Annotated in this window: 12 protein-coding genes; 1 reads left to right on the plus strand and 11 read right to left on the minus strand. The window is 61.7% G+C overall.

The features are described from left to right. Positions 1-7 precede the first annotated feature (7 nt). A complete protein-coding gene (locus tag AC1DV9_RS01985) occupies positions 8-1,204 on the plus strand; it encodes a TadE/TadG family type IV pilus assembly protein (RefSeq protein ID WP_112388650.1) in 1,197 nt (398 codons plus the stop codon). Positions 1,205-1,221: 17 nt separating this feature from the next. On the opposite strand, the gene AC1DV9_RS01990 is transcribed toward AC1DV9_RS01985, so the two are convergent. From AC1DV9_RS01990 to AC1DV9_RS02040, 11 genes are all read right to left on the minus strand, one after another. Then, positions 1,222-3,021 (minus strand): diguanylate cyclase, encoded by a 1,800-nt coding sequence (locus AC1DV9_RS01990; protein WP_477945875.1) that lies wholly within the window; start codon positions 3,019-3,021, stop codon positions 1,222-1,224. A 198-nt stretch (positions 3,022-3,219) separates the two neighbouring features. Continuing rightward, on the minus strand, positions 3,220-3,516 hold the full coding sequence (locus AC1DV9_RS01995; protein ID WP_112388652.1) for a hypothetical protein: 297 nt from the start codon (positions 3,514-3,516) through the stop codon (positions 3,220-3,222). A gap of 142 nt (positions 3,517-3,658) precedes the next feature. Beyond that, positions 3,659-4,165: a peptide-methionine (S)-S-oxide reductase MsrA gene (msrA, locus tag AC1DV9_RS02000; protein ID WP_477945877.1), complete on the minus strand. Its 507-nt coding sequence runs from the start codon at positions 4,163-4,165 to the stop codon at positions 3,659-3,661. Then, positions 4,162-4,611 carry a peptide-methionine (R)-S-oxide reductase MsrB gene (msrB, locus tag AC1DV9_RS02005; protein ID WP_112388654.1) on the minus strand — a complete coding sequence of 150 codons (450 nt, stop codon included), beginning with the start codon at positions 4,609-4,611 and terminating at the stop codon, positions 4,162-4,164. The genes msrA (AC1DV9_RS02000) and msrB (AC1DV9_RS02005) overlap by 4 nt, the downstream gene beginning before the upstream one ends. Before the next feature lie 28 nt (positions 4,612-4,639). Further along, positions 4,640-5,374, minus strand: a complete 735-nt coding sequence (gene msrA / locus AC1DV9_RS02010) for a peptide-methionine (S)-S-oxide reductase MsrA (protein ID WP_477945878.1) — start codon at positions 5,372-5,374, stop codon at positions 4,640-4,642. 12 nt (positions 5,375-5,386) lie between these two features. Then, complete coding sequence (locus tag AC1DV9_RS02015) at positions 5,387-7,243, minus strand: cytochrome c biogenesis protein DipZ (RefSeq protein ID WP_477945880.1); 1,857 nt, start codon at positions 7,241-7,243, stop codon at positions 5,387-5,389. A 15-nt stretch (positions 7,244-7,258) separates the two neighbouring features. Next, positions 7,259-7,750, minus strand: coding sequence for a peptide-methionine (R)-S-oxide reductase MsrB (gene msrB / locus AC1DV9_RS02020; protein ID WP_477945881.1), 492 nt, complete (start codon positions 7,748-7,750; stop codon positions 7,259-7,261). Between the two features lie 226 nt (positions 7,751-7,976). Next, the gene (locus AC1DV9_RS02025; protein ID WP_477946355.1) at positions 7,977-8,837 is read right to left on the minus strand and encodes a lytic transglycosylase domain-containing protein; all 861 of its coding nucleotides are present in this window, start codon (positions 8,835-8,837) and stop codon (positions 7,977-7,979) included. Between the two features lie 215 nt (positions 8,838-9,052). Next, positions 9,053-10,420, minus strand: a complete 1,368-nt coding sequence (gene melA, locus AC1DV9_RS02030) for an alpha-galactosidase (protein ID WP_477945883.1) — start codon at positions 10,418-10,420, stop codon at positions 9,053-9,055. 22 nt (positions 10,421-10,442) lie between these two features. After that, complete coding sequence (locus AC1DV9_RS02035; protein ID WP_112515237.1) at positions 10,443-12,110, minus strand: ABC transporter ATP-binding protein; 1,668 nt, start codon at positions 12,108-12,110, stop codon at positions 10,443-10,445. 10 nt (positions 12,111-12,120) lie between these two features. Next, positions 12,121-13,251 carry an ABC transporter permease gene (locus AC1DV9_RS02040; RefSeq protein WP_477945884.1) on the minus strand — a complete coding sequence of 377 codons (1,131 nt, stop codon included), beginning with the start codon at positions 13,249-13,251 and terminating at the stop codon, positions 12,121-12,123.

Consider the following 13,251-nt stretch of genomic DNA (forward strand, 5'->3'; position numbering starts at 1 on the left):
CAACCGGATGTCTGGCTTTCTGCAAAACATGCGGCAGCTGCGCACCAGCCGCAATGGCAACTTCGCGATGATGACCGCGATCGTCCTGCCTGTGCTCATCGGCGCCGCGGGGCTGGCGATCGATCTCGGCAACATCATGCTCTCTCAACGCCAGTTGCAGGAAGCGACCGATTCCGCCGCGCTCGCGGTCTCGACAGCACTTGCCGATGGCAAGGCCGATGAGACTTCCGGAAAGGCTCTGGCGAAAGATTTCGTCGGCGGGCAGATGGCCAATTATGTCAGTTCCACCTCAGCAACCGCCATCAAGAACGCCACCAATGCGACGATCACGACGACAACGAGCGCGACCGGAAAGTCCTTCACCGTTGCAGTGAATTCTTCCGCGACGGTGACGTTGACGCCGCTGATCGCGTTCCTTGCCGGTAGCAGCAAGACGATCGCGGCAGCGAGCAACACCACCAGCGGATCCGGCAGCACCAAAAGCGGTCTGTCGATGGAAGTGCTCGTCGATGAATCCACCTCGATGTCGCAGAACACCACGACGTTGAAAAGCGCGACATGCATCATCCCGATCTTCAATGGCTGCCTGCTTTACGGCCCGCCGGTCTATGTCACCAAGATCGAGGCCCTCAAGCAGGCGGCAACCGCGCTCTTCGATGCCTTCGACAAATCCGATCCTTCTGCAAAATACGTTCGTACAGGCGTGATCTCCTATACTGCAGGCATCAAGGGGAAATCGGCGATGGCCTGGGGAACAACGGATTCGCGGCGCTACGTTTCGAATATCGTGGTCGCTCCGCTCAGCGGAACCGACGCGACCGCGGCCGTGAATACAGCGACCACAACCATCAAGAAGAACATTTATGGCACGGACACTGAAAGTGTCGAACAGAAGAAGAAGGACAATGCCAACTCCGACAGGGTGATCGTTCTGATGACCGACGGTGAAATGACCGGCATGACTGACCAGTGGAGCAAGGCGCTCGACCAGTCGGTGCGCGATGAATGCGCTGCCGCCAAGAGCGCCGGCATCACGATCTACACCGTCGCCTTCATGGCCCCTGCCAACGGCAAAAACCTTCTCAAATATTGCGCATCAACGACGGCGAATTACTATGAGCCGGAAACCATGGATGGACTGGTCGCCGCCTTTTCGTCTATTGCCCAGACCGCCACCAAATCCGTAAGCCGCCTGACCAATTAGCGGTGCAGCTAAAGCCGTCAGACCGCCCGGCGCCTGTCGGATGCGGCGCGCTCCACCCAGTCGGCGATCGTCCTGTTTCGCCCTTTCGATTTGGCGTTGAGCAGGGCCGCATCGGCACGCAGCAGCAAGTCCGCGGATGGCGCATCGCGCGCAGTCGATGCAGCGCCGACCGAGATCGTGACGGCGCCAAGCAGGCGGCCATGATAGGTCACCGGCGTTGCCGCAATCAGCGTCCGCAGTTTTTCCGCCAGATCGAGTGCGCTGTCTTCGGAAGCCCCCGTCAGCAGGATTGCGAACTCCTCGCCGCCGAAGCGATAGACGATACCGGCATCACCGACCGCTTCCGAGAGGATGGCGGAAACCCGGCGCATGACTTCGTCTCCGGCGTCATGGCCGAATTCGTCGTTGAAGCGCTTGAAATGATCGATATCCGCCATGATGGCGATCGCATCACCTGCCCCGTCCCGGGCGATCCGGTTCAGCGCCTCGTCCAGCGAGCGGCGATTCAGAAGCCCGGTCAGGCCATCCCTTATCGCCAGCCCCATCAGCCGGTCGCGCAGCTGGAGATTGGCAACGCCGAGACCGATATTCTCGGCGATCAGTTCGAAATAGAGACGCGCCGCCGCGATTGCCTGGCCGTCGGATGCGCCCTCGAAATAAAGCAGGCCGACGGTATCGCCCTGAGCCGAGAGCGGAACGCAGATCCCCATGTCTTCGGCATGGGAAAGATGCTGGCATGGGATATCGCCGGCAGCGGCATCGCTGACATGCGGCCGGCCGCGGCGCAGCGCCCAGCATTCCGCCGAGGTCAGCGCCGGCCCGGCCCGGCGCGGCTCCCGCCAGCTGCCGATCGAGCTCAAGGCGGTGCGGCTATCGTTCATGACATAGAGGTGCCCGGCGAAATTCGGGAAGATCTGCGGCGCAAATAGCGATACGACCTCTGCGAGCTCCTCCTGGCGCTGGCAGGCCTGCAGCCGGTGCATCATCTGCAGGATGAGATCCTTGGTGCGTTGGTCCTCGCGCCGCTCGGCGTCCAGCCGCTCGCGCTCGAGGCCGTTGTCGCGGAAGATCTGGATTGCGTCGTTCATCTCGCCGATCTCGTCCCGCCTGCTATCTGGCAGCACCTCGACGGCATAATCCTGCTTTGCGAGGCGGTTGACGATGCCAGTCATCCGCATCAGTGGCATCGCGACGCGGCGCCTGAGGACGAAATAGAGCACACCGAGGAAAACCGCCGCGGTCAGCCCGAGCAGGCTCTTGGCCACGGCGCCCCAGAAGTCGCTCCATTCCTTGGCATCCGCGAGCGCATCGCTGGTGCGGGTCGCGACGAGATCGGTGAACTGGCGGACACTGGTGAGAAGATCGCCCTGGACCCGCTCGTGCTCCGGCCCGAACAAAGTCTGCCGCGCGCCTTCCTGATCGCCGCCAGCATAGGTGGCAACGGCGCGCTCCTCGAGCGCGTCCAGAGCCTCGCCATCCTGTTCCACTTCCTGGATCAAGGCTGCTTCCCGCGAAGACAGCGCCGCCGACTTGAGAGACTTTATCGCCTGCTCGCGATCCCGCTCTCCCTCTTCATCGCCCCTGAAGGCCTGAAGATGGCGGTCTTCGCCCCGCATGACGAAGAGGCGTGCATCCTCGCTCGTCTGCTCGGCTGCCATCGCCAGTTGCTCGGACAACTCGTCGAAAACCTGGCTTTCGACTACGGCCCGGCGCTCGAAATCTGCGCTGCGTGCGGACAGGATGAAGGCGCCGCCGGATAGCAGCGTCAGGCCGACGGTGACGCCATAGGCCCAATTCGTGATGGTGCTAATCCGCATGTCGAAATCTCGTCTGCACGATGGAAGTCAGCGTTCTGGATCGTACGTTGATGTGCCGATCTTAACGATCGAGCATTAAATGAGTATTTAATAATAAGCGTGAAAGTTGAGCGGCTAGACCGGAACACGGCAGGGCGATACCACAACTCCTTCAGGCGCAACAATACCATAATAATCCGGCTGGAGAGACAGAACCGCCTAGCCCCGGGCGGTGCTTGCAAATTTTGGATTGCGGATCGCCCAACTGACGAGATCGACCTCGATGTCATCATACCAGGCTTCGAGAACCTGCCAGCGGTAGCTCATTTCTTCGATCAGCGGCCGCTGCAGCTCATGATGCGCGGCGGTCAACTCGGCAATCGCGGCGGTATCGATCGGTTCTTCCCTGGATTTCTCCTGAAGGATCGCGAGATATTCGGCCTGGTTCCGGTCATGCGCGCGCTTGACCTGCATGTAGGTGCGCAGCGTGACGAGAACTTGATCTTTGTTGGCCATGAATCGAATCCCGTTTGGAATCCGAATAACCCGAACCGAATATTCGCGCCAACGAAAAAGCGGATTCGCTAATATTTGTGATCATATGAAAAGGGGCAGCCTGCCGGCCGCCCCTCCTCTCAAACATCGATCGCCGCTGCGATCAGGCAGCGTTGCGCTTCGGCAGCTTCCAGCCCGGACGAACGAAATGGCAGGTATAGCCATTCGGAATCCGCTCCAGATAGTCCTGGTGCTCGGGCTCTGCTTCCCAGAAATCGCTGTCGGCTGTCACTTCGGTGACGACCTTGTCCGGCCACAGACCTGAGGCATCGACATCGGCGATCGTATCCTCGGCGACGCGCTTCTGCTCGTCGCTCGTGTAGAAGATCGCCGAGCGGTAGCTGGCGCCCCGGTCATTGCCCTGGCGGTTCAGGGTCGATGGATCATGGATCTGGAAGAAGAATTCCAGAAGCTCGCGATAGCTGATCTTGGCGGGATCGAAGATGATCTCGATCGCCTCGGCGTGGTTGCCGTGATTGCGATAGGTGGCATTCGGCACTTCGCCGCCGGTATAGCCGACACGAGTCGAGATCACGCCGTTGTAGCGGCGGATCAGATCCTGCATGCCCCAGAAGCAGCCACCTGCGAGAACTGCGCGTTCGGTCGTCATTGAACTTCCTCCACCTGGTCGAGATAGGCGCCATATCCTTCCGCTTCCATCCGGTCGCGGTGGACGAAACGGAGCGACGCCGAGTTGATGCAATAGCGCAAGCCACCGCGGTCACGCGGGCCGTCGGGGAAGACATGCCCGAGATGACTGTCGCCATGGCTGGAGCGCACCTCGGTGCGCACCATGCCATGCGAGATATCGGTCAGCTCGCTGACATTGGCGGGCTCGATCGGCTTGGTAAAGCTCGGCCAGCCGCAGCCGGATTCGAACTTGTCGGCAGAAGCAAAAAGCGGTTCGCCCGAAACGATATCGACGTAGACGCCAGGCTGCTTGTTATCGAGATATTCGCCGGTGCCGGGACGCTCGGTTCCCGATTGCTGCGTCACGCGGTATTGCTCCGGCGTGAGCTTGGCAATGGCTTCGGCACTCTTCTTATAGTGCTGCATGATTTTCTCCTAGCAATGACCTGCCGCCTCAATTGCCTCCGGCTGACGCGACGAGAACGGGCTTGTCGCGATAGTCCGAAGGGAACATCTGCTTGAGGCTTGCGATCTTCGGCAGATCGTTGATCACTATATAGGGATAGGTCGGGTTGTTTGTCAGGAAGTCCTGGTGATAATTCTCGGCCGGATAGAAATTCTTGCCCGGCTCGATGGTGGTGACGATCGCCGCATCGAAGACCCGGGCGTGGTTGAGCTGGCTGATATAGGCCTTGGCGACCTTGGCCTGCTCGTTGCCGGCGGGAAAGATTGCCGAGCGGTACTGCGTGCCCGTATCCGGCCCCTGGCGGTTCAGCTGCGTCGGATCATGGGCGACGGAGAAATAGATCTGCAGCAGATGCCCATAACTGACCTTCTTCGGATCGAAGACGACCTGCACGGACTCTGCGTGGCCGGTATCGCCGCCGCTCACCGTTTCATACTGCGCCGTGCTCTTGCTGCCGCCGGCATAGCCCGACGTGGCGCTGACCACGCCGTTTACATGCTGGAACACGCCCTGCACGCCCCAGAAGCAGCCGCCGGCAAACGTCGCCGTTTCCGTGCCTGACGCCGCTTGCTCATCGACGGCAGGCGCCGGGATGACGCGGGCCTCTTCAGCCGATGACGGCGTGAAGTAGAAGGCAGCGCCGGTCATCAGCAGGGCGGCGGCGCCGAGCGCGATGGTGCGGATGGCACGGGTGGATCTGTTGTTTTCCTGTTGGCTGGTCATGGTTTGCTCCTTTCAGCCGAAGGTGAATGCGAATGCCTGGACGCCGGGATCGAGGAAGCGGATTTCGAACGTATGATCACCGACCGCGCCGGTCTCGCGAACCAGCTGGTAGAGACGCTGGCCGGTGACCGTGCCGTTGCCATCGGCGTCAGTATCGACGCCATGCCCATCGCCGGGCGGCTTGCCGTCGACCGTCACCTGGAAGCGCACCGGTTTACCGTCTTCTCCCGGCCCAAGCACGAGATGCAGGTCACGGGCATGGAACCGGTAATAGATGCTGCCGTCCTTGTCGTTGAGCTTCGCCTGTTCGGCGCCAACAGTCCAGTTGCCTGTCAGGCCCCATTCGTTCAGACGCGGCGTGGCGGCAACATAAGTATGTGCGGCATCGTTGACCGTACCCTTGTCATCGACGAAATTCTGCGAACGCTGCCAGCCGACATAGGTCTCCGGCGACTGAACGTCCGCCTGGTTCGATGCGGCTTCTGCGCCCGTTGCCTTCACGTCGACGATATCGGACGAGACGTTCGCCTTGCCTGCTTCGGCGAGCAGCTGCTGGATGACCCGCTCCGAGCCGTCGTAGTCGCCCTCGCCGAAATGATGGTGACGCACCCGGCCCTCCGCGTCGATGAAATAATGCGCTGGCCAGTACTGATTGTCGAAGGCCCGCCAGATCGCATAGTCGTTGTCGATAGCGACGGGATAGGTGATGCCAAGATCGCCGATCGCCTTTTTGACGTTGTCGACATTCTTCTCGAAGGCGAATTCAGGCGCGTGGACGCCGATGACGACGAGACCCTGATCCTTGTACTTTTCGGCCCAGGCTTTGACATAGGGAATGGCGCGGATGCAGTTGATGCAGGAATAGGTCCAGAAATCGACGAGCACCACCTTGCCCTTCAGCGCCTGCATGGAAAGCGGCGGCGAGTTCAGCCACTGCACGGCGCCGTCGAGCGACGGCATGGTGGCTTCGACCGGAAGCGCCTCGGCACCGCCCGCTTTCGGCGCGCCTTTCATCATCATGGCGTTCGAGCCGCTCATGGCCGGATTGCCGCTCATCATCATCTGGTTGTTGCCGCTCATCATCGCGTCACCACCCTGCATGAGGACCGAGGAACCGGAGTTGTCAGCCTGCTGTTGCTGGGGGTGCAGCTTGTCGATCAGACCCTGCTCCAGAGTGCCGGTGCTGGCAAGCGATGCCTGCGTCAGGAAGCCGGTATCGGCGCCGAGCCCAATCGCCACCACCGCGACGAGAACGGCAACGCCAACGCCGCGGCGAACCCACTCGCCGGCGCCGAGCGACCGCTTCATCACCTGGTAAACGCGGCCACCGACGAGGAGCGCCAGCGCCAGCGACGTCGCAGCGCCGAGCGCATAGGCGAGCAGCAGCAAGGTCGTGCCGACACTTGCGCCCTGCAAGGCAGCCCCGGTCAGGATCAGACCCAGGACCGGACCAGCGCAGGGCGCCCAGAGCAATCCGGTGGCAACGCCGAGAAGCAGAGAAGCGACAACCGTCGAGCCGCCGCTGCGGCTCTCCTTGTCGGCAGACTGCGACAGGCGGGCGCCGAGCGAAACAAGCGGCCGTGTCAGGCGATCCGAGAGCGCCGGAAACAGCAGAACGATACCGAAAACGGCAAGCAGGACGAGCGCGGCGTAACGGCCATACTCGTTCGCCTGCACCGCCCAGCCGCCGCCGATCGCGGCGAGACTGGCGACGGCTGCGAAGGTTGCGGCCATGCCCGCCAGCATCGGCAGCGTCGAGCGCATGAAAGGCTGGCCCGCCCGCGCGAAGACGAAAGGCAGGACCGGCAGGATACAGGGGCTGACGATCGTCAGCACGCCGCCCAGATAGGCGAGGACAAAGAGGATCATGATATTTTCCGTTTATCAGGCCGAGGCCGGATGAAATTTCAATGCGATGCCGTTCAGGCAGTAGCGCAGGCCTGTCGGCTTCGGGCCGTCGTCGAAGACATGCCCGAGGTGACCGCCGCAGTGCCCGCAATGGACAGCCTCGCGGACCATGCCGAAGGACGAGTCGCGCGTCGTGCCGACGACCTTGTTGTCGATCGGCGCCCAGAAGCTCGGCCAGCCGGTCCCGCTGTCGAACTTCGTCGTCGATGCAAAGGACTCCAGATCACAGCCGGCGCAGGCGAAATTGCCCTTGCGGTGTTCGTTGAGAAGCGGGCTGGTGAACGGCCGTTCAGTCGCCTCTTTGCGGAGAACCGCATATTGGTCGGATGACAGCAGCGACTGCCATTCGGCATCCGTGTGCGTGACGGCAAATGTCTCGTCGGCATTTGCGTTTGTCGCCGATAGCGCCAGCTTCAAGCCGATGGCGGCCAGCCCCGTATTCAGGAGCAGCATGCGTCTATTCAACATCTTCAGACCTCCTTGTCCGAAATTGGTCCTGTCTGCAGATAAGTACGGGCGCGGCGCGCATTTTGTTACACGGCGAGACAGGAAAAGTGCTGGACACTCTGGGCAATTGATTTCGCGGATATCACTGGGACGTTATATCTTTTGAAATATGACGCTATTCCGCCCTTTCGTGGACGGCAAGCAGACCGCCGGTCATATTATCGCGAGCGGCCGTGAAGCCCTTCGTTCAATTCCTGAAGACGAGGCAGGTGCCGTTGCTTTTCCGGATTTGGGCGCAGAGCTGATTGGCCTCGTCCCGGGTCTGACGGGCGATGCGCGTCACATAACGCGGCCGGAAGCCGAAGCTGCGGTCACGCTGGCGCATGACCAGCGGCTGCTCGGCATTGAGGGGTGCCGGCAGCCTGCCGACGGCGGCAAAGAACAGGCGGCGGGCAGCGTCCGGATTGGCATGGGCGGCGATCTGCACGCCCCAGGGCATCCATGTGCCCTCGGTCTGCCAGGCGGGCTCGCGCAGCTTGCGGCGTTCGGCAAGGGCAACACAGCTGTCGAGGAAGGTCTTGGTCTTGTCGAGCGCGGGTGCCGCGATTTCGGGCGCGCTGCTCTTCCAGTCGTCGACGCTGTAGGAGGTGATGCCGATCACATAGGCGCGCGTCTCGGACGGCAGGCTTCCGCCGGAGAGATAGTTCGACAGCCCGTTCTCACCGGCATTGTAGGCGGCGGCGGCGAAGCCGAGATTGCCGAACCGGTCGCGCAGCTCGCCGAGATATTCCGCCGATTTGTGCAGGGCCTCCAGAACGTCGTAACTGTTACTGAGACCCCGCAGCTTTGCCGTTCCCGGCATGAACTGGGCTATGCCCTCGGCACCCTTGTAACTCAGGGCGTCGGCCCGGAAGCGGCTTTCGCGCCAGATCAGCCGCGCGAAGAAATCCGGCGGCAATTGGAAGTCCGCCGCCGATCGCTCGATGGCGCTGCAGAGATCGCGATTGAAGCTGTCCTTGCGGATGCAGAGCGTCTCGCCCACGCCCTCAGTTGAGCGCGTATAGAGGCAGCCGGCGGGCGCCGGTCCCTGCACTTCTTCCACCGCCATTGCGGGATGTGCGAATGGCGTGGCGAGCAGGATACCCGCCGCCCATGCTGTCAAAGTCCTTCGCACCGAATGCTTTGCGGCCGTCATGTGGTTCCGGTGCGGAAGAGCCCGCGCCGCCATAGGTGGCTAATGTAGCCATACCAAATGCTTTGACGGCCGCAGTCAAGCGATAACCGGCGCCAGCGTCTCCGCCGGCGCCGATAACGGCATCACTCTTAAGCAGCGCGGACCTTGCGGCTGCCGCGAGCCCATTCCGGCAGCCATTCGCCGTGGGCGACCAGGAGATCGTCGACCAGCGACCAGATCTGGTCAAGATCGAGTTCGGCGGCCGTATGCGGGTCCATCATCGCGGCATGATAGATATGCTCGCGATTTTCCGTCATCAGGGCCTGAACGGTCAGTTCCTGGACGTTGATGTTGGTGCGCATCAGCGCCGTCAATTGCGGCGGCAGGGCACCGATATAGGTCGGCTGGATGCCGGAGGCATCGACGAGGCAGGGAACTTCGGCGGCGCAATTTTCCGGCAGCGAGGTGATGCAGCCGTTGTTGCGGACGTTGCCGTAAATGACCGAGGGCTCGCCGGTCCAGACCGAGTTGATGATCGAGGAAGCATATTCCTTCGACTGCTTGACCTCGATGGTGTTGGCTGTCCGGTAGGTTTCGGCCTGGCCCTTCCAGCGCTCGATCTGCTCGATGCAGCGCTTCGGATATTCGTCGAGCGGGATGCCGAATTTCTCGATCAGGTCCTCGCGGCCTTCCTTGATGAAATAGGGCGTGTATTCGGCGAAATGCTCCGAACTTTCGGTGACGAAATAGCCGAGGCGGGTCAGCATCTCGTAGCGCACCTTGTTCGGGCAGCGCGGGTTCCAGCCGGGCTTCGGCGCTCGGCCTTCGCGGTAACCACGGACGAGATCCGGATAGAGATCGCGGTAGGAGCCGTCCGGCTGCCGATGCTCGAACTTCAGATAGAAGGCCATGTGGTTGATACCGGCAGAGCGGTAGCGGATCTCTTCGTAGGGAATGTCGAGGTCATGGGCCAGTTCCATCGCCGTGCCCTGCACCGAGTGGCAGAGGCCGACCTGCTTGATGGTGGGATACTTCTCGGAGATCGCCCAGGTGTTGATCGCCATCGGGTTGACATATTGCAGCATGATCGCCTCGGGGCAGACGGCGAGCATGTCTTCGCAGATCTTCCAGAGATGCGGGACAGTCCGCAGGCCGCGCATGATGCCGCCGACGCCGAGCGTATCGGCGATCGTCTGGCGCAGGCCGTATTTCTTCGGCACTTCGAAATCGGTCACCGTGCAGGGCTCGTAGCCGCCGATCTGGAAGGCGACGACGACGAAATTGGCACCGGTCAGGGCCTTCCGCTGGTCCGAATAGGTCTCCGCCTTGGCATCGACGCCGAGCGTCGAGATCAGCTTGTTGACGACGATGGCGCTTTCTTCAAGCCGCTGCGGATTGATGTCCATCAGCGCAATCGTGGCGCCCGACAGCGCCGGGCGCTGCAGGATATCGCCGACGATATTCTTCATGAAAACGGTGGAGCCAGCTCCGATGAACGTAATTCTGGGATTTGCCATATGAACCTCCGGCGTCAGGCAGTCAGGCTACCTCGAAAGCGGCTTTCACGAGCCGTTCGGTGTAGGCGGTCTTGGGATTGGTGAGAACTTCGTTGACGGGACCCTCTTCCATGATCCGGCCATGCTGCATGACGATCACACGATGGCAGAGGGCACGCACGACCTTGAGATCGTGCGAAATGAACAGGTAGCTGAGGCCGCGCTCGTCCTGCAGCTTGCGCAGAAGCTCGATGATCTGCGCCTGGACGGAGAGATCGAGCGCCGAGGTCGGCTCGTCGAGCAGGATGAATTCGGGCTCGAGCGCAATGGCTCGGGCAATGGCGATGCGCTGGCGCTGGCCACCCGAGAATTCGTGCGGAAAGCGCGAGAGAATATTGCCCGGCATGCCGGCTGCAATGAGCGCCTCGCGCACGCGGTCGAGACGTTCAGCCCTGGTGGCGCCGAGCTTGTTGACGACGAGTCCTTCCTCGATGATCTGGCCGATCGTCATGCGCGGGTTGAGCGACGAGAAGGGATCCTGGAAGACGATCTGCATGCGCGAGCGCAGCGGCCGCATTTCGGATCGCGACTTGCCGTGGATCGGCTGCCGGTCGAAATAGATCTCACCGGTATCCGGGTCGTTGAGGCGCACCAGGGCCTGGCCGAAGGTCGTCTTGCCCGAACCAGATTCGCCGACGAGACCGAGCGTCTCGTGCCGGCGGAGCGTCAGGTTGAGGCTGTCGACGGCGACGAGCTCCTTCAGCTCCGGCTTGAAGAAGCCGCCATGGCGCATCATGAACGAGACGCGCACTCCGCGGGCGTCGAGAATGATATCCGATCCCTCTGGCAGCGGATTGGCCTGGCCGCGCGGCTCCGATGCCAGGAGATGCTTGGTGTAGGGATGCTGCGGATTGGCGAAGAGCTGCTCGGTCGTGTTGTGCTCGCGCATCTCGCCATGCTGCATCACATAGACGTAATCGGAGAACTGGCGGACGACCGTCAGGTCGTGGGTGATCAGGATCACCGCCATCCGCAATTCCTTCTGCAGGTTGCGGATGAGATTGAGGATCTGCGCCTGCACGGTGACGTCGAGCGCCGTTGTCGGCTCGTCGGCGATCAGCACATCGGGATTGTTGGAGAGCGCCATGGCGATCATCACTCGCTGGCGCTGCCCCCCGGAAAGCTGGTGCGGATATTGCTGCAGGCGGATTTCCGGATCGGGGATCTGCACCTGCTTCAGAAGCTCCAGCGCCCGCGCCTCAGCCTGCTTACGGCTGACCCTGTTGTGGACGCGGATGGCTTCGACGATCTGGCTGCCGATCGTATAGATCGGGTTCAGCGAGCTCATCGGCTCCTGGAAGATCATGGAAATCCGGTTGCCGCGCAGCTTGCGCCGGGCAGGCTCCGAGAATTTCAAAATGTTCTTGCCGTCGTAATCGACCGAAGACTGCGGGGCGACGACGGCGCGCTTCGACAACAGCCCCATGACGGTGCGCGCCGTCACCGACTTGCCGGAACCGGATTCGCCGACGATGGCGATCGTTTCGCCGCGATAGAGCTGGAAGGAAATGTCCTTCACCGCTTCCACGGTCCCGTGTTCGACCTTGAAATTCACGCCGATATTGCGCGCATCGATGATCGGTGTTTCGTCGCGGCCATCGTGGTCGTGGCGGACGGGTGGAGCGAAGGAACTGACGAGAGCGAGAGCCATCTGCATCACCTCAATAAGGATCGACTGCGTCGCGCAGACCATCACCCAGCGCGTTGAACGCGAAGACGGTGACGAGCACGAAGCCGACGGGAGCAAGGATCCAGGGATAGGTCCCGATGACGGAATAGTTTGCCGTGTCCTGCAGCATCAGGCCCCAGGAGATCAGTGGCGGCTTCACGGCAAAGCCCAGGAAGCCGAGGAAGGACTCCAAGAGCACGACGCTTGGAATATGCAGCGTCACGGCAACGATGACGTGGCTCATCACATTCGGGAAAATGTGCTGGAAGATGATGCGGCGGTCGGTGGCGCCGACGGCCATCGCCGCACGCACATAGTCGATACGGGCCAGCGCCAGCGTCTTTCCGCGCACCTCGCGCGACATCTGCGCCCAGCCGAGCGCCGACATCACGAAGATCACGAATGCGAGAAAGACGTTCGTCGGCGCGGTGATCGGGATCAGCGAGGTCAGCGCCAGATAGAGCGGCAATTGCGGGAAGGCGAGCACCAGCTCGACGAAGCGCTGGACCCAGACATCGAAGCTGCCGCCGAAGTAACCGGAGACCATGCCGACGGTCGTTCCGACGATGGTGACGATAAAGACGACGGTCAACGCGATCATCAGCGAGATGCGCGAACCGATGATGGCGCGCGACAGCACATCGCGGCCGAACTTGTCGGTGCCGAGGAAATGCACCGGCTCGCCGCCGACAGTGCCGAAAAAATGCCGGTTGGCCGGGATCAGCCCGAGCAGGCGGTATTCCGCACCCTTGACGAAGAAGCCGAGAACACGCGGATTGTCGTAGTCGGGGCCGACGATCGGCTGGAAGGTGACGGGATCGAGCTCCTCGGAATCGCCGAGCGCATAGACCCGCGGCCAGACGAGATTGCCGTCCTTGTCGTGGACACTCATCATTTGCGGCGGGGCAAAGCCGACATCCGTGGCCTTCGGGTCCATCGGCGCGAAGAAGTCTGCAAAAATCGCCATGATGATAAGCAGGCCGACCAGGATCAGGCCCATCATTCCGGTCCAGGACCGGCGCAGGCGGCGCCAGACGAGCGCCATATAGCTCTCGTTGCCATCCGGCACGTTCTTGACGGTTTCCTCATGCGGAGGTGGCGGAGAAGAGTCGAAAGCCAGCAT

The sequence above is a fragment of the Rhizobium sp. 01L410 genome, from assembly GCF_056400165.1.